We start from the raw sequence: 22006 nt of genomic DNA, 5'->3' as shown, positions 1-22006 counted from the left end.
CGGCTTATGACGCCCGGAAATGACCAGATACCTTTCTTAAAAAACGTTTGGTTATAAGCTGGTGATGGCAATAGACCCTAGAGTGGACCTCCGCCCCCCGCGCCCCCGCCCGCCATGACGCTTACCCAGCTGCGCTACCTGGTCGCCATCGCCGACGCTGAGATGAACATCACGCTTGCGGCCTCGCGCGTGCACGCCACCCAGCCTGGCTTGTCCAAGCAGCTCAAGCAGCTGGAGGACGAGCTGGGTTTCCTGCTGTTCGTGCGCAAGGGGCGCAGCCTGGAATCGGTCACCCCGGCCGGTACCGAAGTGATCTCCCGCGCGCGCGCGGTGCTGGCCGAGGCCAACAACATCCGCACCTATGCCGCCAACCAGCGGCGCGAAAGCCAGGGTCAGCTGATCCTGACCACCACCCACACCCAGGCGCGCTTCGTGCTGCCGCCGGCGGTGGCGGCGATCAAGCAGGCCTACCCACAGGTGAGCGTGCACCTGCAGCAGGCCGGTGAGGCCGATGCGCTGGACCGCCTGAACCAGGGGGATGCCGACATCGCGATCATCAGCACGGCCGGTGGCGAACCGACCGATGGCATCGCCGTTCCGCTGTTCCGCTGGCGCCGGCTGGTGGTGGTGCCCAAGGGCCACCCGCTGGACCGTGCCGGCCGCGCGCCGGACCTGGCCGCGCTGTCCCGCCAGCCGCTGATCAGCTACGAATCCTCCACCCGCCCCAATTCCTCGCTGCAGCGCGCCTTCGCGGCCAACGGGCTGGTGCCTGACCTGGCGCTGACGGCGCTGGATGCGGACCTGATCAAGACCTATGTGCGCACCGGCCTCGGCGTGGGCCTGCTGGCCGAGATGGCCGTGAGTGCCAGCGACGAAGACCTGCGCGCGTGGCCGGCGCCGGAGCCGATCACCGAGTGCATTGCGTGGGCGGTGCTGCCGCGCGATCGGGTGCTGCGCGATTACGCGCTGGAGCTGGTGCATGTGCTGGCACCGCAGATTGATCCGCGCGACCTGCGGCGGGTGCTGGATGGCAACCAGGCGGCCGCGTGGCCGGTGCCGCCGACGTGGGAGTCGCTGACCCAGACCATCACGGTTTGAGGGGTGGGTTTTCGGCAGGGCTTGCAGCCCTGCACCTGCTCAATGCAACGTCAGCGTCAACGTCAAAAGCGGGCTATCCGTGGGTTGGCGGGGCGGTGTCGGATTGCGGGGACGCCGCAAGTACGTTCCTGTAGGCTTGGCCGTCGCATCCATGCGGCGGACACCCCGCAATCCGGCACCGCCCCACCTTCGACAGGTTCATGCGGCTGTTGGTAACTGCGACTGTGCGGCTGTTGGTAGGTGCCGACCGTTGGTCGGCACATCTGTCAGATATCGAAATTCATCTGGGGTCAGAGCCCGTTGCGGAGCAACGGGATCCGACCCCGTGCCGTTCCGGCAGATCGCGGAAAACTGTCGAAGGCGGGGTGGGTCCGGTTGAGGGGCGTGAGCCGCATGGATGCGGCGATCGAGCTTACATGGACGTACTTGCAGCGTCCCCCTCAATCGCACCCACCCCGCCAACCCACGGAATGCCGGCTTTTGAAGTTGACGTTGCCTTGGCTCGAAGCAGGTGCAGGGCTGCAAGCCCTGCCGGCAAAAAAAAACAGGGCCGGACCCCGCCAGGGCCGACCCCCGCCTGGCGCCCTCTGCCAAGCAGCCTCGACTGTACGATGACAACGCACGATAAAGTGCGGCCGGATACATCCCGACATACGCCGACATTGCGCCCCCGAGCCTCGCATGGAACGGGTTGACGGCGCCACCGCAGCGCCGGTTCCACGCCGGTAAACGCTTGGCACATACCGCTTTGGCAGGCGCTTGCCTACACTCGGCGGCCATGCAACAACCAGGACCTTTCATGTTGGCTCGTATTGCTTCGACCCTGGCCCTTGGCCTCAGCCTGGCCGTCCTGGCCGGGTGCGCAGGCAAACAGGAGGCCGCCGCGCGTCGGCAGGGCGAAGCGGTGCCGGTCACCGCCCAGGTCGTGCAGCCCTCGCAGTGGAACGACACCCTGCAGGCGCTGGGCACGGCCAAGGCCCGTGAATCCATCAGCGTCACCGCCAAGGTCAGCGAGATCGTCGACCGCGTGCACTTCGAAAGCGGCCAGCAGGTCGCCGCCGGTGCGCCCATCGTGACTCTGCGCGGGCAGGCCCAGGAGGCGGCGCTGGTGCAGGCGCAGGCGACCTTCCACGAAGCCGACCAGTTGTACAAGCGGCAGCGCGAGCTGGCCTCCCAGCGCCTGGTCTCCAGCGCCACCCTCGATACCCAGAAGTCGATCCGCGACGCTGCCGAAGCGCGCGTTGCGCAGATGCAGGCGGACATCGGTGACCGCCGCGTGCGCGCACCGTTCGCCGGCGTGCTCGGCATCCGCCAGATCAGCCCGGGCACGCTGCTGACCCCGACCACGGTCATCGCCACCCTCGATGACATCGAGCGCATGCACGTCGATTTCCAGGTGCCGGAAGTGGAAATGACCGCGCTCTCCAACGGCGACAAGGTCAGCGCGACCAGCGTCGCCTGGCCGGGCCGCACCTTCGAAGGCGAAGTGACCACCATCGATGCACGCGTCGATCCGGCCACGCGTGCGGTGACCGTGCGCGCCGACTTCGCCAACGCCGACCACGCACTGCGCCCGGGCATGCTGCTGGACGTGCGCCTGTTCCGCCCCGAGCGCCCGGCGCTGGTGGTGCCGGAAATTGCCGTGGTGCAGGTCGGCCGCGATACCTTCATCTACCGCATCAAGGCCGACGACACTGTCGAACGCGTTGATGTGACCACCGGCGCGCGTCGTGCCGGCGTAGTCGAGATCCGCCAAGGCCTGCAGGGCGGCGAGCGCATCGTCGTCGACGGCACCGGCAAGCTGCGCGCCGGCCTGAAGGTCGCCGCCACGGATGCTGCACCCGCCAGCGGCACCGCACCGGCCAAGGCGCCGGCTGCGGCACCTGCACCGGCCGAGGGCAACGGCGGATGAAACTGTCGGACATTTCCATCCAGCGGCCGGTGTTTGCCGTGGTGATGAGCCTGCTGCTGGTGGTGCTGGGCATCATGTCCTTCACCCGCCTGACCCTGCGTGAGCTGCCGGCCATCGATCCGCCCATCGTCTCGGTGTCGGTGGACTACACCGGTGCTTCGGCGGCGGTCATCGAAAGCCGCGTCACCCAGGTGCTGGAAGATGCGCTGGCCGGCATCGAGGGCATCGACACGATCAACGCGCGCAGCAGCAACGGGCGCTCGCAGGTCAGCATCGAATTCACCTCCAACCGCGATATCGAAGCAGCCGCCAACGACGTGCGCGACGCGGTCAGCCGCGTGGCCGACCGCATGCCTGAAGAGGCGCGTCCGCCGGAAATCGCCAAGGTCGAAAGCGATGCCGATCCGATCATCTGGTTCAACATGTCCTCCACCACGATGGACACGCTGGAACTGAGCGACTACGCCGACCGCTACGTGGTCGACCGCTTCTCCAGCCTGGACGGCGTGGCCCAGGTCCGCATCGGTGGCCGCCAGCGCTATGCGATGCGCATCTGGCTGGACCGCGACCAGCTGGCCGCGCGCGGCCTGACCACCGGCGACGTGGAAACCGCGCTGCGCAACGAGAACGTGGAACTGCCGGCTGGCCGCATCGAATCGACCGACCGTGACTTCACCCTGCGCGTCGAGCGCAACTACGTGAAGCCCGAGGATTTCGCCACCATCCCGCTCGGCAAGGGCAGCGATGGCTACGTGGTGCGCATGGGCGACGTGGCCAAGATCGAACTGGCGTCGGCCGAACGCCGCGCGTACTTCCGCAGCAACGGTGAACCCGGCGTCGGCCTGGGCATCGTCAAGACCTCCACCGCCAATTCGCTGGACGTGGCCCGCGCCGCGCGCGCTGAAGCAGAAAAGATCGCCGCGACGCTGCCCGAAGGCACGCAGATCGTGGTCACCTTCGACAACACCACCTTCATCGAAGCGGCGGTTGACCGCGTCTACGCAACCCTCGTCGAAGCGATGCTGCTGGTGCTGGCGGTCATCTGGCTGTTCCTGGGCAGCTTCCGCGCGGCACTGATTCCCGCAGTGACCGTGCCGGTCTGCCTGGTCGCAGCCTTCATCGCGCTGTACGCCTTTGGTTTCTCGATCAACCTGCTGACCCTGCTGGCCCTGGTGCTGTGTATCGGCCTGGTGGTGGATGACGCGATCGTGGTCGTGGAAAACGTGCAGCGCCGCATCGACCTGGGCGAACCGCCGCTGGTCGCCTCCAAGCGCGGCACCACCCAGGTCGCCTTTGCGGTCATCGCCACCACCGCCGTGCTGGTGGCGGTGTTCCTGCCGGTCGGTTTCCTGGAAGGCAACACCGGCCGCCTGTTCCGCGAACTGGCCGTGGCGCTGGCCGCAGCGGTGGCGTTGTCGGCGTTCGTCGCGCTGACGCTGACCCCGATGATGGCTTCCAAGCTGCTCAAGCCGCACACCGGGCACGCGCCGCGCGGCCTGTATGGCGTCATCAACCGCAACCTGGAACGCCTGGCGTCCGGCTACGGCCGCGTGCTCGATCATCATGTCGACCGCTTGTGGATCTACCTGGTGGTGATGGCGCTGGCGCTGGCCGCCAGCTGGGGCCTGCTGAAGATCCTGCCGTCCGAGCTGGCCCCGGCCGAGGACCGCGGTTCGTTCCAGATCATGATCGACGGCCCGGAAGGCGCCGGCTACGACTACACCGTGCAGCAGGTGCAGCAGGTCGAAGCGCTGCTGGCCCCGCACGTGGGCGCCGACAAGACCATCGCCCGCGCCAACCCGCGCGTGCCCGGCGGTTTTGGCGCGAGCGAGGAAATGCACACCGGCCGCGTCAGCGTGTTCCTGCAGCCGTGGCGCCAGCGCACCGAAAACACCGTGGACGTGGCCAACGACCTGCAGAAGGAACTGGATACCCTGCGCGGCGTGCGCGTGCGTACCCAGGTCGGTGGCGGCCTGGTGCGCAGCGGCGGCCAGCCGTTCCAGATCGTGCTGGGTGGCCCGGAATATGCCGAGATCGCGCAGTGGCGTGACCGCATCCTGCTGCGCATGGCCGACAATCCGGGCCTGGTCGGCCCCGATTCGGACTACAAGGAAACCCGCCCGCAGATGCGCGTGAACATCGACCGCCAGCGTGCGGCCGACCTCGGCGTGCCGGTCACCGCGATTGGCTCCGCGCTGGAAACCATGATGGGCTCGCGCCGCGTCACCACCTTCGTCGACAACGGCGAGGAGTACGACGTGCTGGTGCAGGCCGGCCGCGATGGCCGCGCCAGCCCGGCCGACCTGGCCGCCATCCGCGTGCGCGCCAACTCCGGCGAACTGGTGCCGCTGTCCAACCTGGTCACCCTCAGCGAAGTGGCCGAGGCTGGCACCCTGAACCGCTTCAACCGCCTGCGCTCGATCACCATCAGCGCCGGCCTGGCCCCCGGCTATCCGCTGGGCGAGGCCATCGCCTGGGCGCAGCAGGTCACCCGCGAGGAGCTGCCGCAGTACGCGCAGATCAACTGGAAGGGCGAGTCGCGCGAGTTCCAGAGCGCGGGCGGCGCGGTGCTGCTGACCTTCGCCATGGCCCTGCTGGTGGTCTACCTGGTGCTGGCCGCGCAGTTCGAAAGCTTCATCCACCCGCTCACCATCATGCTGACCGTGCCGCTGGGCGTGCTCGGCGCGCTGGTCGGCCTGTGGGTGAGCGGCGGCACAGTGAACCTGTTCAGCCAGATCGGCATCGTGATGCTGGTCGGCCTGGCGGCCAAGAACGGCATCCTGATCGTCGAGTTCGCCAACCAGCTGCGCGATGACGGGCGCACCGTACGCGCGGCCATCATCGAATCGGCCGTGGTCCGCCTGCGTCCGATCCTGATGACCTCGATCGCCACCGTGGTCGGCGCCATCCCGCTGGTGGTAGCCGGCGGCCCCGGTTCGGCCAGCCGCGGCACCATCGGCATCGTTATCATCTTCGGCGTCACCCTGTCCACGTTCCTGTCGCTGTTCGTGGTGCCGGCGTTCTACGCGCGCCTGGCGCCGTACACCCGTTCTCCGGAAGCGGTGAAGCGCGAACTGGAGAAGCAGGAAGCCGAATCGCCCTCGGTCGGCGGCCATGCATGACCGGCACGCCGACGGGGTTGGATCCCTTTTCCAAGGGGAAAGGGCTCTGACCCCACGCCTGCAGGGCAAAGGTTTCATTCTGCGCCCCTGGCACGCCGACGACCTCGAATCGCTGCTGCACCACGCCAACGATCCCGCCGTCTCGCGTGGCCTGCGCGACCGCTTCCCATACCCGTACACCCGTGATGACGGCGAGGCCTTCCTGGCCGGCCGCGTACTCGCTCCGGGCACCCTCAACCTGGCCATCGAGATCGACGGCCACGCCTGCGGCAGCATCGGCGCGCAGCCAGGCACGGCCGAGCGCGGCCATACCGCCGAACTGGGCTACTGGCTGGGCCAGGCGCACTGGGGGCAGGGCGTGATGACCCGCGTCGTGTCCCTGTTCGCCCCCTGGGTGATGGACGAGCTGCGCCTGTTCAGGCTGCAGGCCGAGGTGCTGGATTTCAACGAAGGCTCGGCCCGCGTGCTGCTGGCCAATGGGTTTGCCGAAGAGGGCACTGCCCGCTGCGCCGTCTACAAGCGCGGCGCCCTGCACGACCTGCGCCGCTTCGCCCGGGTACGCAGGCAGCTGCCCTGAGCGCGCAGGCTGGTCGCTGTAGAGCCGAGCCCATGCTCGGCTGTCCTCGGGGGCCCAAGCCGAGCACGGGCTCGGCTCTGCAAAACAGCGCTACCGCAGCGACCTTCGATCAGGGAGAATCGGTTCCGTCCCTTCCAGCCGACGGGACGTCCTCACAACCCGCCGACTGGAGAGAGCGCGCGTGGAAGCAACCGTACATTTCATCAACAGCATCATCTGGAGCAAGGCCCTCATCGCCGTGTGCCTGGGCGCCGGCCTGTTCTTCAGCCTGCGTACCCGCTTCATGCAGCTCCGCGGCTTCTTCGAGATGTGCCGCCTCACCGTCAAGGGCGAGAAGTCCGACGCCGGCGTGTCCTCCTTCCAGGCCCTGGCCATGTCGATGGCCGGCCGCATGGGCATCGGCAACATCGCGGGCGTGGCCACCGCCATCGCCTTCGGTGGCCCGGGCGCCATCTTCTGGATGTGGGTGATGGGCTTCCTTGGCGCGTCCACCTCGTACGTGGAATGCACCCTGGCGCAGATCTACAAGACCAAGGATGCCGAAGGCCGCTACCGCGGTGGCCCGGCGTACTACATCGAAAAGGCCATGGGCCTGAAGTGGTACGCGCTGGCCTTCGCCATCGCCACGATCATCGCCGCCGGTTTCCTGATGCCGGGCGTGCAGGCCAATGCCATCGCTGACAGCGTCATCAACGCCTGCCGCGGCACAGCCGTGTGCGGCCCGCTGGACGGCCAGATGCTGGGAATGAGCGCGGTCGAAACGTTGAAGCTGGGCATCGGCATCGCCGTGGCCCTGCTGCTGGGCGTGGTCATCTTCGGTGGCGTCAAGCGCATCGCCAACTTCGCCGAAGTGGTGGTGCCGTTCATGGCGGCCGCCTTCATCCTGATGGCCATCGTCATCATGATCATCAACTACGACCGCGTGCCGGAAATGTTCGGCATCATCTTCGACAGCGCGTTCGGCACCCATGCTGCGTTCGGCGCGATGATGGGCCTGGCGGTGGAGTGGGGCATCAAGCGCGGCATCTACGCCAACGAAGCCGGCCAGGGTTCCGGCCCGCACGCCGCCGCGGCGTCCGAGGTCTCGCACCCGGCCAAGCAGGGCTATGTACAGGCGTTCGCCATCTACTTCGACACCATGATGGTGTGCACTGCCACTGCGTTCCTGATCCTGGCCAGCGGCACCTACAACGTCTATTCGCCGGTGGAAGGCGCCGCCCCGATCTTCCAGGGCCTGGCCGGTATTCCGGAAGGCGCCGGCTATGCGCAGGCGGGCGTGGAAGCGGTGCTGCCGGGCTGGGGCGCAGCGTTCGTCTCGATCGCCATCTTCTTCTTCGCCTTCACCACCATCATGGCCTATTACTACATGGCCGAAACCAACCTGACCTACGTTAACCAGAACAAGAAGCGCCCGCTGACCGTGCTGGTGCTGCGCCTGGGCATCCTGGCCATGGTCGTGTTCGGCGCCTTCCACAACGCCACCCTGGCCTGGGCGCTGGGTGACATCGGCGTGGGCCTGATGGCCTGGCTGAACATCATCGCCATCCTCATCATCCAGAAGCCGGCCATGCTGGCCCTGCGTGACTACGAACGACAGAAGAAGCTGGGCTTGGATCCGACGTTCGACCCTGATGCCCTGGGCATCAAGAACGCGGATTTCTGGCGCCAGCGCAAGCAGGAGAGTGTGTAAGTGAACAACCCTTGGAACAACCGCCGCCCGTCCGCCCGTCCGCCGCGCGCAACGCCGTTGCCGCGTCCGGAGGTGCCGGCAACGGGCGGTGGCGGTGGCGGGCGCGGCGGCAACGATGAGCTGCGCCTGTTCGGCCTGAACGCCGTGCTGGCCGCCTTCGAAGCGCGCCCGCAGGCACTGCGCAAGCTGTACCTGCTGGAGGCGCGCATTCCGCGCCTGCAGCCGTTGCTGAAGTGGTGCGTGGCCAACCGCGTGGGCTACCGCGTGGTGGAGGACGGCGATCTGAACAAGCTGGCCGGCACCACCCACCACGAAGGCGTGGTCGCCGATGTGGTGCGTGCGCCGGTGCTGCCGCTGGCACAGTGGCTGCAGCAGGTGGACGATGGCCCGGCATTGGCGCTGTGGCTGGATGGCGTGGGCAACCCGCACAACCTGGGCGCGATCCTGCGTTCGGCTGCGCACTTTGGCGCGAAGGCCTTGCTGCTGCCGGCCGGCAGCACGCTGGCCCTGTCCGGTGCCGCCGCACGCGTGGCCGAAGGTGGCGCCGAGGCGCTGCCGCTGGTGCAGCTGCCCGATGACGCGACCGCCATGGCGCAGCTGCGCGCGGCGGGCTTCGGCCTGGCCGCGACCCTGGTCGAGGGTGGCCAGGACGTGTTCCGTGCCGAGCTGCCGGCGCGCCTGGTGTATGTGATGGGTGCCGAGAGCGAGGGCATGGACCGCGCGCTGGCCAGCCAGTGCGACCAGCAGGTCTCCATCCCCGGCAGCGGCGCGGTGGAAAGCCTGAACGTCGCCTCGGCGACGGCGGTGCTGCTGGCACAGTGGGCCAGCCGCCGCGGTTGAGTTGCCGGATCGGGGTCAGAGCCCTCGCCAAGGGCGAGGGCTCTGACCCCATCACATCACCGCATCACTCGTTCGGCGGCGTGGTCGCCTTCGCTTCGCTGCCGAAGTTGCCATCAGCCTCGGCGGCCAGGTAGGCGAACACGGTGTAGGCAGCCACGTTCTGCGCCAGCGCCTTCGGGTCGATCTTGTCCAGGGTGTCGTCAGCGGTGTGGTGCAGGTCGAAGTAGTCCGAGCCGTCCTGCGCCAGCCATGCCCACGCGCCGCCCTTGGCTGCCAGCGGGCCGACGTCCGGGCCCGGGCCGCCCTTGTCGGCCATGTACTCGATTCCCAGCGGCTTCATCACTTCAGCAATCTGCGCAGTGGCCTCACGCGAACCTTCCGGGTTCGGCGAGCCGGTGTTGAACGCGTAGATGCGGCCGGCACCGAAATCGCTCTCGGCGGCCAGCTGGTGGCGCGCCACGTCCTTGGCATGGGCTTCGGCATAGGCCTTGCCGCCGTACAGGCCCTGTTCCTCGTTGGCGAAGGCGACCACGCGGATGGTGCGCTTGGGCGCCTGCTTGAGCTGGCCGATCAGGTGGCCGGCGGCCATGGTGATGCCCACGCCCGCGCCGTCATCGATGGCGCCGGTGCCCAGGTCCCAGGAATCGAGGTGACCACCGATCACCACCACTTCCTTCGGCAGGCTGTGCCCGGTGATTTCACCGATGACGTTGTAAGAGGTGGCAGTGCCATCCCAGCCGCAGTCCAGGGTCACCTTCACGGTGGTGCTGCCGCGCGCCACCAGGCGCGCCAGCTGGTCGGCATCGGGTACCGACAGGGCGGCCGACGGCACCGGGGTCAGGCCGTCGTCGTAACGGGTGATGCCAGTGTGCGGCACGCGGTGCGAATCGGTGCCGGCCGAGCGCATCAGAAAGCCGACCGCGCCCTTGCGGATCGCCTCGGACGGGCCCTTGCTGCGGATCGCGCCGCCACGGCCGTAATCACGGCCATCGCGGTACGGCAGCATCTGGTAATCGACGAAGGCGATCTTGCCCTTCAGCGAGCCTTCCGGAGCAGCCTGCAGCGCGGCGAGGTCGGCAAAGCGCACGACTTCGGCTTCGACGCTGCCGCCCGGGCTGCCGCCCAGCGCGGTGATCTGCAGCGGCTGCTGGTGCTTGCCGGTCACGGCGGCGCGTTCACTGCGACGTTCCCACTTGGGAAAGGTCACCGGTTCCTTCCATACCTTGTCGAAGCCGAGTGCCTTGAACTTGGCTTCGGCCCAGGCCACGGCACGGGCATCGGCTTCGCCGCCGGCGATGCGCGGGCCGATCTCGGTCGTCAGCGATTCCACCACCTTCCAGCCGGTGTCATCGGCCAGTGCCTGGTCGCGCAGCTGCGCGGCCGTAGCCAGCGAGGCCGGGGGCAGGGTGGTGGTGCGCGGCGCCGCAAAGGCCGGTGCGGCCAGCAGGGCGAGGGAGGATGCGATGGCAAGGACGCGGCGACGCATGGACAGCTCCGGGAAGGGAATCAGCCTTGGAGCTTAACAGTCGTTCAGTGCCGCGCATGGGTGGGAGGTCACGGTGGTGGCGAACGCTGTTTTCCGGCCATGACCGGCAAAGCGCACGTACCTGTAGAGTCGAGCCATGCTCGACTGCCTTTCGAGAGCAGTCGAGCAAGCTCGACTCTACGGGCCAGCGAAGTCGAGCACGGCTCGACTCTACAGGTACGCGGGGCGCGCGATGGCGCCCGGCGCGTTACTTCTTCAGGCTGTCGCGGATCTCGCGCAGCAGCACCACTTCTTCCTTCGGTGCGGCCGGGGCGGCGTCCTTCTTGCGCGACAGGCGGTTGATCACCTTGATCACCATGAAGATGGCGAACGCCACGATGATGAACTGCACCAGCGTGTTGAGGAAATCACCGTAGCCGATGACCACAGCGGGGATCTCGGTGCCGTCGGCGCCGACACGTGCAGGCGCCAACGTCCAGGCCAGATCGGAGAAATCCACCTTGCCGATCAGCATGCCCATCGGCGGCATGATGATCTTCTCCACCAAGGCGGTGACGATCTTGCCAAAGGCCGCGCCAATGACCACGCCGACGGCGAGGTCGATGACGTTGCCACGCATCGCGAATTCCTTGAACTCGGTGAGCATTCCCATTCTTGTTCTTCTCCTGAGGGCGAGGGTTCGAGCGCAGGTTAACGCAGCCGATGTCAGCCTGCGATGACGCCGTGGCGTTCGGCCACGTTTTCCAGTCGAGCACTGAAACGGTCGCCCGGCTTCAATGCGGCCACGCCCGACGGGGTGCCCATGAAGACCAGGTCGCCGGCGCGCAGCTGCCATAGCTTGGACAGCTCATGCAGGATTTCCGGTACGTTCCAGATCATCTGGTCGAGCAGCGACTGCTGGCGCACTTCGCCGTTCACTTCCAGCGACAGGTTCAACGCGGCCAGGTCGCCCACTTCGCCGGCATGCACGATTTCGCTGATCGGCGCGGAGGCATCGAAGCCCTTCGCCGAATCCCACGGGTGGCCCTTTTCCTTGGCGGCGGCCTGCAGGTCGCGGCGGGTCAGGTCCAGGCCCACGGCATAGCCATAGATCAGCGCGTCGGCATCAGCCACGGCCAGTTCGCCGGCCGGCGCGTCAACGCCGATGGCCACCACCAGCTCCACTTCGTGGTGCAGGTTGCTGGTGGTGGGCGGGTAGGGGATCACATCGTCGTGGCCGACGACGATGGCATCGGCCGGCTTGCAGAAGAACATCGGGCGGCCGCGGTCATCGGCGGCCGGCACCGCAGCGCCCATCTCACGCGCATGGTCGGCGAAGTTGCGGCCGACGCAGTAGATGCGGTGGACCGGGAACGTGCCACCACCTACCACCGGCACACGCGGCACGACGGGGGCGGGGATGACATCGGAAACAGCGGCAGTGGACATGCGGGGGGTTCCAGTCGGAAGGCCCATGCAGTCTAGAACGGTGTGGCGCCCACGTCAGCGGGCGACCGCATCAGCGCGACATCGGCAAAGCTGACTTGCGCACCACGCGGTATTCGCCTTCGACGACGTTGGCATCGGCTGCACGGCGAGCGCCGACAGTCTTGCGCGAGGCCAGCAGCTTCCACGCCAGGCCGATCAGGATCATCGCCGCACCCACGAACACGCCGATGAACACCATCGCTGCCAGGATCGCCAGGCCGAGCAGGCCCACGGCAACGCGCACCAGCGGGTGGCGCGGCTTGCGCGGCGCGAACAGGGTGCGGAACTGTTTGAAGGCGGAAGCGCGAGTAAACATGGCGGCTCGATAGGGCTGGGATCAGCGAAACCAGAGTATCGGGATGCGCCACTGCCATTGAGTGAAAAACTCGTTAAATATAGCCTCTGCTTATTACTAATCAATGACTTGTATTCATGTCGCAGCCAGTCATATGAGCGGGCATGCGACAATCCGGTTTTCCGCAAGAGCCTCCCGCCATGACTGCTGCCGCTGCCCTGATCGCCCTTGATGCCCTTGCCGATGGGGCGTTTGCCGAGGTCGAAGCGGTGGTCGAGGGCGATGCCGAATCGCTGGTGCTGTACCGCGACGGCGCGCAGGTGCGTGCGTTCCTGAACATCTGTCCGCACGCCGGCCGCCGCCTGGACTGGGCACCGGGCCAGTTCCTGAAGAGCCGCGAGGGCCATCTGGTGTGTGCCGCCCACGGTGCCTCGTTTGCCCTGGACAGCGGCGACTGCATCGCCGGCCCCTGCAAGGGCGACCGCCTGCGCGCGGTACCGGTCGACATCCGCGACGGCCAGGTCTACCTGGCCTGAGGCCAGAAGCAGTCGAGCACGGCTCGACTCTACAAAAGCCGTGTCGACCAAGGTCGACAGCTACCAGAGCGAGATCCTTGCCGACCAACGGTCGGCACCCACCATCAGCAGCGGGAACCTGTCGAAGGCGGGGCACTGTGGGTTTGCGGGGTGTGAGCGGCATGGATGCCGCGACCAAGCCCCCATGGACGGGTTGACGGCGTCCCCGCAAACCCACAGTGCCCCGCCATCCCACGGAATGCAGGCGGTTGACGTTGACGTGGCTTCTGCAGGTGCAGGGCGCAGCCCTGCCACACACCCCAACCTCAGAACATCAGGTTGATCATCACCACCACGACCAGCGTGTAGATCAGCGACAGCGGTCCGCCGACCCGCCACATCTCGCGCGGGGTGTAGTTGGCCGGGCCGGTGATCATCGAAATCACCGGATTGGAGGCCGTCATCAGGTTGTTGGACGCCGACAGCGCCACGATCAGCGCGAACGCCGTCGGGTTGCCGCCCGCCGCCAGCGCCAGGTTCACCGCGATGGGTACCATCACGATCGTCGCGCCCACATGGCTGATCACCAGCGAGAACGCGGTGGTCAGCAGCGCCAATGCCACCTCCAGTACCCACAGTGGAATACCGGTCGGCAGCTTGTCGATCGTGTGGCCGGCCACCCATGCCGCCGCACCACTGGAATCCATCGCCCAGCCGAGCGGAATCAGCCCGGCCATCATGAACACCGTTTTCCAGTTGATCGAGGCATAGGCCTCGTCCATGCGCAGCACGCCGGTCAGCAGCATGCCGGCCACGCCGGTCATCAGGGTCAGCGCCACCGGCAGCTTGCTGGTCAGCGCGATGAGGATGGTCAGGGCGAAGATCGACATCGCGATCTTGAACTTGTGCGGGCGCTGCTCGCCGGTCGGGTAGTCGGTCACCACCACGAAGTCGCGGCTCTTGGCGGCCTGCGCCAGGTCGGTCCAGATGCTGTGGAAGACCAGCATGTCGCCGGCGCGCAGCTGCACGTCGCGCACGTCCTCGCGGATCACCTGTTTGTCGCGGTTGATCGCCAGCAGGCTGATGCCGCGCTCCTTGCGCAGGCGCAGGTCGGCCGCGCTCTTGCCGATGACGTTGGAGGTCGGTGGCACCACCGCCTCGGAGATGCCGGCGCGGCTGGGGTTGAACAGGTCGCCCAGATGCTTCAGCCGCGAAGACATGCGCAGGAACTGGTTCTGTGCGAAATCGTGCACTTCCTGGCGCGGCCCCATCACGCCCAGTACGCTGCCCACCCAGATGCGCATCTCCGCCGGTGGCGCCAGGCGGGTGTCGTTGCCGGTCTTCAGCGCCAGCAGCAGCGGCGCATCGTGCAGGGTCTCGGCCTCGCCCAGGGTCATGCCCACCAGCGGGCTTTCAGCGGTCACCACCAGTTCGAACACATCGCCTTCGATGCCGTAGGTCTTGGCGAAGTAGCTCTCGGTGCGCGCCGGGGTCACCCCGTCGTTGACCAGGCTTTCCTCTTCGATCAGCTTGCGGTCGCCGTAGTAGCGGAAGTACAGCAGCGATGCGATCAGCAGAGCCACGCCGATCGGCAGCGGCGCGAACATGCGCAGCGGCTCGATGGTGGCCAGGCCCGAGGGCAGGTTGTTGTTGGCCGAGGCCAGCAGATCGTTCAGCAGGATCAGCGGCGAGTTGCCGACCATGGTCAGCGCGCCGCCCATCACGATCGCCGCCGAGATCGGCAGCAGCAGCCGCTGCAGGGTCAGGCCGGTCCGCGCGACCAGGCGCGAGGCCACCGGCAGGTACAGCGCCATCACCGAGGGGTTCTGCATGAAGGACGAGTTCAGGCCGGCGATGGCCGTGGTCATCATCAGCAGCCGCTGCTCCACGCCGTGGCCGCGCCGCAGCAGCCACGCCGCCAGCCGGTTCAGCGCCCCGGTGCGGTCCAGGCCCGCACCGAGGATGGTGGTGGCGATGATGCTCATCACCGCGTTACCCGAGAAGCCACCGAAGATTTCTTCCGGGGCGATCAGGCCGGTGACACCGAGCACCACCAGCACCACCAGCGCGACCACGTCGGCGCGGATGCGCTCGAACAGGAACATCGCCATCGTGAAGCCGACCAGCCCGAGCACGAGCTTCATGTCGTTGGTCAGCGTCAGCGCGGTATCCATGTGGGGCGCAGCGTCCTCGTGCGTGGGTCAGGTGCGGTCGTACAGCAGGTCCCAGACGCCGTGGCCCAGGTTCTGGCCGCGGGTCTCGAAGTGCGTCTGCGGGCGCCAGTCCGGACGCGGCACGCTGCCACGCGGGCCGGCACGGTTGACCAGGCCGGCGGTGGCGTCGAGCACGTCCCACATCTGCTCGGCGTAGTCTTCCCAGTCGGTGGCGCAGTGCAGGCGGCCGCCCGGGCGCAGTTTGCGCACGATCAGCGCGGCGAACGCCGGCTGCAGCAGGCGGCGCTTGTTGTGGCGCTTCTTGTGCCACGGGTCCGGGAAGTAGATGCGTACTTCATCCAGCGCACCGTCGGCGATCTCGTTCTGCAGCACTTCCACGGCATCGTGGTGGTACAGGCGCACGTGGTCGGCGTTGTCATCGGCCAGCGCGTTCAGCAGGCGGCCCACGCCCGGGGCGTGGACTTCGATGCCGATGTAGTCGCGCGACGGATCGTGCTGCGCGGCGAAGCGCATGGCCGCACCATTGCCGAAGCCGATTTCCAGCACCTTGTGCGCCGGACGGCCGAAGGTGGCGTCCAGGTCGCGCGGCTGGCCGTTGTAGTCGATGCCGAAGCGCGGCCAGCGTTCGTCGAACGCGCGCTGCTGGGCGGGGGTGAAGCGGCCCTGGCGCAGCACGAAGCTGCGCACTTCGCGGCGGCCCTCGCTCACGGTGAAGGGCTTGGGCGGGGCCTTGGAGCCGGCGCTGTCAAAAGGATTGGTCATCAGCCGATCAGCCCATCAATCGGGGAGGAGGCGCTGGCGTAGCGCTTGCGCGGGATGCGGCCGGCCAGGAAGGCCTCGCGCCCGGCTTCGACGGCCTTGCGCATGGCGCTGGCCATCAGCACCGGATGGCGCGCACCGGCAATGGCGGTGTTCATCAGCACGCCGTCGCAGCCCAGTTCCATCGCGATGGCGGCATCGGAAGCGGTGCCCACGCCGGCGTCGACGATGATCGGCACCTTGGAGTCTTCGATGATCTGCAGCAGGTTGTACTTGTTCTGGATGCCCAGGCCCGAGCCGATCGGCGCGGCCAGCGGCATCACCGCGGCGCAGCCGATCTCTTCCAGGCGCTTGGCCAGGATCGGGTCGTCGGAGGTGTAGACCATCACCTCGAAGCCGTCCTTGACCAGCTGCTCGGCGGCCTTGAGCGTCTGCACCACGTCCGGGTACAGCGACTTCTGGTCGCCCAGCACTTCCAGCTTGGTCAGGTTGTGGCCGTCCAGCAGCTCACGGGCCAGGCGGCAGGTGCGCACGGCGTCTTCGGCGGTGTAGCAGCCGGCGGTGTTGGGCAGGATGGTGTAGCGTTCCGGCGGCAGCACGTCCAGCAGGTTCGGTTCGCCCGGGTTCTGGCCGATGTTGGTGCGGCGGATGGCCACGGTGACGATCTGGGCGCCAGCGGCCTCGGTGGCCAGGCGGGTTTCTTCCAGATCCTTGAACTTGCCGGTGCCGGTAAGCAGCCGCGAGCCGTAGGTCTTGCCGGCGATCACCAGCGAATCGGGGGAGACAGGGAGGTTCATGACGCGATTATCGCTTATCCGCCTGAAGATGGGGTCACCTTGCGAGGCCGCCGGGCATGGCCCGGCGAGAGCGAAGCGCGGGGGCCTTGACTCAACCACCGCCCAACGCGTGCACGATCTCCACCACATCACCTTCGGCCAGCACATGCTCGCCATGGCGGCTGCGGCTGACGATCTCGCCATTCACTTCCACCGCCACCCGGCGCTGCAGCAACTGCTCGGCGGCGAGCAGGTCGTGGAGGGTCGCCGAAGCGGGCAGGGTGCGGGGTTCGCCATTGAGATGGATGTTCATCGGGGCATTGTCGCCGATGGCCCGCCGGGATCGGAACAGTTGCATTCTGGCCCGCACGCCACCCCCAGCACACCCCGTACGCGCAGGTTCAGGCGACAATTCATGCGGCGGCGCAGCGTGAGCAATCGGCGGCACGGTGAAACCATTCACCGTGCGTCGGCGTACGTGTGCGCTGGATCCCCAACATTTCCCCCAGGAGTTTCTACATGCTGCTCAGCAAACGCCCGATCCGCTCCCTGATGGCGGCCGCGATCGCGCTCGCCGCGCTGCCGGCCATGGCAGGCGAATCCCCGTTCACCCGCACCGTGTTCTTCGGCGACAGCCTGACCGACAGCGGTTACTACCGCCCGCTGCTGCCGGCCGACGTGCGTCCGGTCACCGGCCAGTTCACCACCAACCCGGGCTGGGAGTGGTCGCAGTTCGTCGCCGACTACTACGGCACCAACGCCAGCCCCAACGGCAACGGCCAGACCGGTGACAACTACGCCGTCGGTGGCGCCCGCGTGGGCGTCGACCTGACCCAGCCGGCGTTCGGCAACGTGCCGGTGCCGTCGCTGAAGACCCAGTATGCCAACTACCTGGCCGCCAACGGTGGCAAGGCCGACCCGAACGCGCTGTACACCGTGTGGGGCGGCGCCAACGATCTGTTCTCGATCACCGCCCCGGCCCAGGCGCCGGCCGTGATCGGCGCAGCGGTCACCACCCAGATCGGCATCGTGACCAGCCTGAAGCAGGCCGGCGCGCAGTACGTGATGGTGCCCAACCTGCCCGACGTCGGTATCACCCCGGGGTTCATCGACCGCGGCGCCGCCGGCCAGGCACAGGGCACCGCCCTGTCCACCGCCTACAACAACGCCCTGTACGGTGGCCTGAAGCAGGCCGGCATCGAGTTCATCCCGCTCGATACCTACACCCTGCTGCGCGAAATCACCGCCAACCCGGGCATGTACGGCTTCAGCAACGTCACCGGCCGCGCCTGCCTGGTCGCCTCGTCGCTGACCTGCAGTCCGCTGGCCTATGTGCGTCCGGATGCGGCCAGCAGCTACCTGTTCGCCGATGACGTACACCCGACCTCGGCCGCCCATGAAATGCTCGGCCAGTACGCCATCTCGATCCTGGAAGGCCCGCGCCTGCAGCAGATCCTGACCCATTCGGCACAGACCATCGGCCGTTCGCGTGCCGACCAGGTCAGCCTGCACCAGGTCGGCCGTCCGGCCGACGGCATGTCCTGGTGGGGGGGCGTGCGTGGCGACATGCAGCGCTACGACCACGCCGATGTGTACGACGGCCTCGCGCCGGCCGGCCTGTTCGGTGTCGACTGGGCGCGTGACGGCATGGTCGTCGGCGGCTTCGCCGGCTTCGGCCGGATGAATGCCGACTTCGGCAACAACCGTGGCGACTTCACCCAGAAGGACACCACCGCCGGTCTGTTCGCGGGCTGGTACGGCGACCGCATCTGGGTCAACGGCCAGGTCAGCTACACCTGGCTGTCCTATGACGTGAACCGCAAGGTCCAGCTCGGCCCGGCCACCCGCGAACACGGCGGCTCGCCGGACGGCAGCAACCTGACCGCGGCCCTGAACGCCGGTTACGAGTTCGGCACCGAAGGCGGCTTCCGCCACGGCCCGATCGCCTCGGTGATCTGGCAGAAGGTGAAGATCGACGGCTACACCGAAACCGCCGATGCCAACACCCTGGCTACCGCGCTGGGCTACGGCAAGCAGGATGTCGATTCCACCGTCGGCCGCATCGGCTGGCAGGCCCGCTTCGATGGCGGCGCCGTCAAGCCGTACGTGCAGGTGACCTACGACCACGAGTTCGAGGACACCAAGCAGGCCAGCGCCTGGGTGCAGAGCCTGCCGGACGTGGGCATGTACCGCGTGCCGGGCATGGACTTCGACAAGAACTATGCAACCGCCATCTTCGGCGCGCGCATGCAGCTGTTCGGCCTGCAGAGCAACATCGGCCTGAGCGCCACCACCCTGCAGAAGCGTGCGCAGGACGCGACGCTGTTCGCCAACTTCAGCGGCAGCTTCTGATCCAGGTCGGGGTCGGATCCCTTTCCGCCAGGAAAGGGCTCTGACCCCATTGCCCAACACCGTCCGCTCCGCATAGACTTTCACCCTGCAATGCGGGCGTAGCTCAATGGTAGAGCTGTAGCTTCCCAAGCTACTGACGAGGGTTCGATTCCCTTCGCCCGCTCCAGCTTCCAACCCCGGTAACGGCTGCGCCGTTGCCGGTTTTTTTTATCGGCCGAGGGTGAGGGTTTCAACAATCCTCATGGCGGGCGGGGCCAGCGGCCCGCTAGCGTTCTTCATCGTCAAGGGAAACCCGAAGCATGAAGAACCACAAGGACGTCGTCGCCCTGCTGCATGAGATCTTCCTGTCGGCCGGCACCGGCTCAAACAAGCAGCTCGAAGCGGTGCGCGCGCTGGGTCGGGCCGGTGGCCCGCGTGCTGCGCAGCTGATCGAACAGATCTACCGCGAAGCCTTCAGTGGTTCGACCCTGCAGATGGCCTGCGTGGCAGCGCTGGGTGAAGCCGCGCGGGGCTGCGCCGCAGGTGCGGAGGACAGCGACTGAAGGCGCGTCGACAGGCCTGTGTGGGCAGCATCATCCCGCCGCAACGCCGCCGCGCTATGCTGCGCGCCTGCCGTCCACTGCCACCGCGATGAAGCTCGCCATCCTGTCCCGCAACAGCTCGCTGTACTCCACCCGTCGGCTGGTCGAGGCGGCCCGTGCACGTGGCCACACCGTCCGCATCCTCGACCCGCTGCGCTGCTACATGCGCATCGCCGCCGATGGCTTTTCCATGCACTACAAGGGTCGGCCGATGACCGGCGTGGACGTGGTCATCCCGCGCATCGGTGCCTCCATCACCCGCTACGGCACCGCCGTGCTGCGCCAGTTCGAACTGATGGGCGCGCGCACCCCCAATCCGTCCGACGCGATCCTGCGCTCGCGCGACAAGCTGCGCGCGCACCAGCTGCTGGCGGCCAAGGGCATCGACATGCCGGTGACGGTGTTCGGCGACAACCCGGACGATACGGTCGACCTGCTGTCGATGCTCGGCCCGCCGCCGCACGTGGTGAAACTCAACGAGGGCACCCAGGGCCGCGGCGTCATCCTGACCGAGAAGGCCAGCGCCTCGCGCGGCATCGTCGAGGCCCTGCGCGGCCTGTACGCCAACTTCCTCATGCAGGAGTTCATCGGCGAGGCCAAGGGCGCGGACCTGCGCTGCTTCGTGGTGGGCGACCAGGTGGTGGCCTCCATGCAGCGGCAGGCACCGGAAGGGGACTTCCGCTCCAACCTGCATGCCGGTGGCACCGCAGTGCCGGCCAAGGCCAGCCGGGCTGAACAGCAGATGGCGGTGCGCTCGGCCAAGGCGCTGGGCCTGTCGGTGTGCGGGGTCGATCTGATCCGCTCCGAGCGCGGCCCGCTGGTGCTGGAGGTCAACTCCACGCCGGGCCTGGAAGGCATCGAAGCGGCCTGCCAGGTGGACGTGGCGTCGCGCATCATTGCCCACGTCGAGAAGATTAAAAAGCATTGATTATCAAGGGTTTGAAATTTTCCTGAAGGATCGCCGCCGGATTTAACACGCCTTTAATCGGGCCCGGCGTACGCTTCAGCCAACCGCAGCTCTGCCTCTCAGCAGGATCGGTAATCGGGATACGACTTCAGGCCCAGGCGGGTAGACCGCCTGGGCCATTTTTATGTCCGGCCCGGCCGTGGTGGACCCCGGTCAAAGGTCCCTTGTGGCGGGGCGGGGCGACTCGTAGAGTTGGGCCTTCGTTCCGGGATGGATCGGGAGGTTGGCGATGTACCGCATCACCATGGTTGCGATGTTGCTGGGCCTGTCTGCGGCCGCCCAGGCCGCATCGGAAAAACCCGTGGTCCAGATGGATCGGCAGGCCCCGGTGGCCGAGCAGGTGCGCCAGATCGAAAAGGCGCTGGACAACGGCGAGTACGCCGAGATTTCAGCCGATGACCGTGCCCAGGTCCGGCAGTCGCTGGAGCGCATCACCCTTCGCATGGGCGACCGGCAGACGGCGCAGGAACTGCCGCCGACGGTGCAGAACGAGGTCTTCAACGACCAGGAGCGGATCAACACCATCCTTATCCGCGCCCATGCGGACAGCCGCCTGGTCTGCCAGCACACCCGCACCACCGGCAGCAACATGCCCAAGAGCCGCTGCCTGAGCGTGGCCGAACGCCGCAGGATCGAGGAAAAAGGCAAGGCGCTGCTCAACGACCAGCGCAGCTACAGGACGCTCTCGCCGCCGCCCGCAGGGCGCTGACCGACGGCTATTGGTGATCCTGCCGGTGGTCCCTTGTGGGCTTGCCTGCCGGGCCGTAGAGTCGGGGATTCTTCATGGACGACAGGAGGCAAGCACGATGCATAGCATGACCACGCTTGGCCTGGCCTTGAGCCTGGCAATGACCTTGGCGTTTACGGCACATGCCCGCGTCGACAAGGACGCCGAGGTCAAACTTGACTCAACCGCGCCGGTGGCCGAGCAGATCGCCGCTATCGAAAAAGCGATGAGTTCAGACAATTACTCTGAGATCAGCATGGAGCAGAAGAGCACCGTGCAGCAGGCGCTGGGGCGCATTCGGCTCAAGATGGGGGACCATCAGCGGGTGGAAGAACTGAGCCCGCAAGCGCGTGTCGAGATCTTCAACGATCAGGACAGGGTCAATACGATCCTCACACAGGCCCACGCCGACAGCCGCATGGTGTGCCGTCGCGAGCGCTCTACGGGCAGCAACATGGCGCAGCGGGTATGCATGACGGTGGCGCAGCGGCGCGAGGCCCTGGAAGCTGCCCGCAAGACGATGCGCGACAGCCAGTCTCTCAACAATCTGAATCCGTCAGGGGGGCTGTAAGTGGCGCGCACGAAATGTTAAGACTGCAACCTGTATCGTTCAGCGGGTAGACGTCGCGTCCACCCGCTCGAGAGCATCCTGAGCGCGTTGGCATCCC

Annotated in this window: 20 protein-coding genes and 1 tRNA gene; 13 read left to right on the top strand and 8 right to left on the bottom strand. The window is 67.2% G+C overall.

Features of this window, described 5'->3' with window-relative positions; genetic code table 11:
• Positions 1-114: 114 nt before the first annotated feature.
• The 6 genes from NQ204_RS00200 (at position 115) to NQ204_RS00175 (ending at position 9239) form a co-directional block, all read left to right on the top strand.
• Positions 115-1098 carry a LysR family transcriptional regulator gene (locus NQ204_RS00200; protein ID WP_116863703.1) on the top strand — a complete coding sequence of 328 codons (984 nt, stop codon included), beginning with the start codon at positions 115-117 and terminating at the stop codon, positions 1096-1098.
• A 799-nt stretch (positions 1099-1897) separates the two neighbouring features.
• Complete coding sequence (locus NQ204_RS00195) at positions 1898-3010, top strand: efflux RND transporter periplasmic adaptor subunit (protein WP_256642746.1); 1113 nt, start codon at positions 1898-1900, stop codon at positions 3008-3010.
• A complete protein-coding gene (locus NQ204_RS00190) occupies positions 3007-6132 on the top strand; it encodes an efflux RND transporter permease subunit (RefSeq protein ID WP_116862709.1) in 3126 nt (1041 codons plus the stop codon). The genes NQ204_RS00195 and NQ204_RS00190 overlap by 4 nt, the downstream gene beginning before the upstream one ends.
• The gene (locus NQ204_RS00185) at positions 6125-6709 is read left to right on the top strand and encodes a GNAT family N-acetyltransferase (protein ID WP_256642745.1); all 585 of its coding nucleotides are present in this window, start codon (positions 6125-6127) and stop codon (positions 6707-6709) included. The genes NQ204_RS00190 and NQ204_RS00185 overlap by 8 nt, the downstream gene beginning before the upstream one ends.
• Positions 6710-6890: 181 nt before the next feature.
• The gene (locus NQ204_RS00180; RefSeq protein WP_256642744.1) at positions 6891-8399 is read left to right on the top strand and encodes an alanine/glycine:cation symporter family protein; all 1509 of its coding nucleotides are present in this window, start codon (positions 6891-6893) and stop codon (positions 8397-8399) included.
• A complete protein-coding gene (locus NQ204_RS00175; RefSeq protein WP_256642743.1) occupies positions 8400-9239 on the top strand; it encodes a TrmH family RNA methyltransferase in 840 nt (279 codons plus the stop codon).
• A 64-nt stretch (positions 9240-9303) separates the two neighbouring features.
• Here NQ204_RS00175 and NQ204_RS00170 read toward each other — a convergent pair whose 3' ends face one another.
• The 4 genes from NQ204_RS00170 to NQ204_RS00155 form a co-directional block, all read right to left on the bottom strand.
• A complete protein-coding gene (locus NQ204_RS00170) occupies positions 9304-10725 on the bottom strand; it encodes a M28 family peptidase (protein WP_256642742.1) in 1422 nt (473 codons plus the stop codon).
• A 247-nt stretch (positions 10726-10972) separates the two neighbouring features.
• Positions 10973-11377 (bottom strand): large-conductance mechanosensitive channel protein MscL, encoded by a 405-nt coding sequence (gene mscL / locus NQ204_RS00165; RefSeq protein WP_116863548.1) that lies wholly within the window; start codon positions 11375-11377, stop codon positions 10973-10975.
• Positions 11378-11430: 53 nt separating this feature from the next.
• Positions 11431-12153, bottom strand: coding sequence for a fumarylacetoacetate hydrolase family protein (locus tag NQ204_RS00160; protein WP_116863549.1), 723 nt, complete (start codon positions 12151-12153; stop codon positions 11431-11433).
• 70 nt (positions 12154-12223) lie between these two features.
• Positions 12224-12508 (bottom strand): hypothetical protein, encoded by a 285-nt coding sequence (locus NQ204_RS00155; protein ID WP_116863550.1) that lies wholly within the window; start codon positions 12506-12508, stop codon positions 12224-12226.
• Between the two features lie 179 nt (positions 12509-12687).
• Here NQ204_RS00155 and NQ204_RS00150 point away from each other — a divergent pair, with 179 nt between their 5' ends.
• Positions 12688-13023 carry a Rieske (2Fe-2S) protein gene (locus NQ204_RS00150; protein ID WP_079222968.1) on the top strand — a complete coding sequence of 112 codons (336 nt, stop codon included), beginning with the start codon at positions 12688-12690 and terminating at the stop codon, positions 13021-13023.
• A 305-nt stretch (positions 13024-13328) separates the two neighbouring features.
• Here NQ204_RS00150 and NQ204_RS00145 read toward each other — a convergent pair whose 3' ends face one another.
• From NQ204_RS00145 to thiS, 4 genes are all read right to left on the bottom strand, one after another.
• Positions 13329-15176, bottom strand: a complete 1848-nt coding sequence (locus tag NQ204_RS00145; protein ID WP_116863551.1) for an SLC13 family permease — start codon at positions 15174-15176, stop codon at positions 13329-13331.
• Positions 15177-15203: 27 nt separating this feature from the next.
• Entirely contained in the window at positions 15204-15938 is a 735-nt protein-coding gene (gene trmB, locus NQ204_RS00140) for a tRNA (guanosine(46)-N7)-methyltransferase TrmB (RefSeq protein WP_116863552.1), read from the bottom strand.
• Entirely contained in the window at positions 15938-16732 is a 795-nt protein-coding gene (locus tag NQ204_RS00135) for a thiazole synthase (protein ID WP_116863553.1), read from the bottom strand. Before NQ204_RS00135 ends, trmB begins: the two co-directional genes overlap by 1 nt.
• 91 nt (positions 16733-16823) lie before the next feature.
• Positions 16824-17024: a sulfur carrier protein ThiS gene (gene thiS, locus NQ204_RS00130; RefSeq protein ID WP_116863554.1), complete on the bottom strand. Its 201-nt coding sequence runs from the start codon at positions 17022-17024 to the stop codon at positions 16824-16826.
• A 206-nt stretch (positions 17025-17230) separates the two neighbouring features.
• Between thiS and NQ204_RS00125 the strand changes: the two genes are divergently transcribed.
• The 6 genes from NQ204_RS00125 (at position 17231) to NQ204_RS00100 (ending at position 21909) form a co-directional block, all read left to right on the top strand.
• Positions 17231-19063 (top strand): autotransporter outer membrane beta-barrel domain-containing protein, encoded by a 1833-nt coding sequence (locus tag NQ204_RS00125; RefSeq protein WP_116863555.1) that lies wholly within the window; start codon positions 17231-17233, stop codon positions 19061-19063.
• A 92-nt stretch (positions 19064-19155) separates the two neighbouring features.
• Positions 19156-19229, top strand: a tRNA-Gly gene (locus tag NQ204_RS00120).
• Positions 19230-19362: 133 nt separating this feature from the next.
• Positions 19363-19605, top strand: a complete 243-nt coding sequence (locus NQ204_RS00115) for a hypothetical protein (RefSeq protein WP_116863556.1) — start codon at positions 19363-19365, stop codon at positions 19603-19605.
• A gap of 88 nt (positions 19606-19693) precedes the next feature.
• Entirely contained in the window at positions 19694-20572 is an 879-nt protein-coding gene (rimK, locus tag NQ204_RS00110) for a 30S ribosomal protein S6--L-glutamate ligase (protein ID WP_116863557.1), read from the top strand.
• A gap of 268 nt (positions 20573-20840) precedes the next feature.
• Positions 20841-21320 (top strand): hypothetical protein, encoded by a 480-nt coding sequence (locus NQ204_RS00105; protein ID WP_116863558.1) that lies wholly within the window; start codon positions 20841-20843, stop codon positions 21318-21320.
• A 106-nt stretch (positions 21321-21426) separates the two neighbouring features.
• Entirely contained in the window at positions 21427-21909 is a 483-nt protein-coding gene (locus NQ204_RS00100; RefSeq protein WP_243402691.1) for a hypothetical protein, read from the top strand.
• The last annotated feature ends 97 nt before the right edge of the window (positions 21910-22006 follow it).

The organism is Stenotrophomonas testudinis, assembly GCF_024499815.1.
GTDB lineage: Bacteria > Pseudomonadota > Gammaproteobacteria > Xanthomonadales > Xanthomonadaceae > Stenotrophomonas.
This window is presented reverse-complemented; position numbering and strand designations above follow the sequence as displayed.

What these genes read in the sequence shown, in the direction of transcription:
- thiS (WP_116863554.1), bottom strand. Translation starts at nt 17,024, where the DNA reads ATGAACATCCATCTCAATGGCGAACCCCGCACCCTGCCCGCTTCGGCG.
- NQ204_RS00115 (WP_116863556.1), top strand. Translation starts at nt 19,363, where the DNA reads ATGAAGAACCACAAGGACGTCGTCGCCCTGCTGCATGAGATCTTCCTG.
- NQ204_RS00105 (WP_116863558.1), top strand. Translation starts at nt 20,841, where the DNA reads ATGTACCGCATCACCATGGTTGCGATGTTGCTGGGCCTGTCTGCGGCC.
- NQ204_RS00145 (WP_116863551.1), bottom strand. Translation starts at nt 15,176, where the DNA reads ATGGATACCGCGCTGACGCTGACCAACGACATGAAGCTCGTGCTCGGG.
- NQ204_RS00125 (WP_116863555.1), top strand. Translation starts at nt 17,231, where the DNA reads ATGCTGCTCAGCAAACGCCCGATCCGCTCCCTGATGGCGGCCGCGATC.
- NQ204_RS00170 (WP_256642742.1), bottom strand. Translation starts at nt 10,725, where the DNA reads ATGCGTCGCCGCGTCCTTGCCATCGCATCCTCCCTCGCCCTGCTGGCC.
- NQ204_RS00150 (WP_079222968.1), top strand. Translation starts at nt 12,688, where the DNA reads ATGACTGCTGCCGCTGCCCTGATCGCCCTTGATGCCCTTGCCGATGGG.
- NQ204_RS00160 (WP_116863549.1), bottom strand. Translation starts at nt 12,153, where the DNA reads ATGTCCACTGCCGCTGTTTCCGATGTCATCCCCGCCCCCGTCGTGCCG.
- trmB (WP_116863552.1), bottom strand. Translation starts at nt 15,938, where the DNA reads ATGACCAATCCTTTTGACAGCGCCGGCTCCAAGGCCCCGCCCAAGCCC.
- NQ204_RS00200 (WP_116863703.1), top strand. Translation starts at nt 115, where the DNA reads ATGACGCTTACCCAGCTGCGCTACCTGGTCGCCATCGCCGACGCTGAG.
- mscL (WP_116863548.1), bottom strand. Translation starts at nt 11,377, where the DNA reads ATGGGAATGCTCACCGAGTTCAAGGAATTCGCGATGCGTGGCAACGTC.
- NQ204_RS00185 (WP_256642745.1), top strand. Translation starts at nt 6,125, where the DNA reads ATGCATGACCGGCACGCCGACGGGGTTGGATCCCTTTTCCAAGGGGAA.
- NQ204_RS00135 (WP_116863553.1), bottom strand. Translation starts at nt 16,732, where the DNA reads ATGAACCTCCCTGTCTCCCCCGATTCGCTGGTGATCGCCGGCAAGACC.
- NQ204_RS00195 (WP_256642746.1), top strand. Translation starts at nt 1,898, where the DNA reads ATGTTGGCTCGTATTGCTTCGACCCTGGCCCTTGGCCTCAGCCTGGCC.
- NQ204_RS00190 (WP_116862709.1), top strand. Translation starts at nt 3,007, where the DNA reads ATGAAACTGTCGGACATTTCCATCCAGCGGCCGGTGTTTGCCGTGGTG.
- rimK (WP_116863557.1), top strand. Translation starts at nt 19,694, where the DNA reads ATGAAGCTCGCCATCCTGTCCCGCAACAGCTCGCTGTACTCCACCCGT.
- NQ204_RS00155 (WP_116863550.1), bottom strand. Translation starts at nt 12,508, where the DNA reads ATGTTTACTCGCGCTTCCGCCTTCAAACAGTTCCGCACCCTGTTCGCG.
- NQ204_RS00100 (WP_243402691.1), top strand. Translation starts at nt 21,427, where the DNA reads ATGACCACGCTTGGCCTGGCCTTGAGCCTGGCAATGACCTTGGCGTTT.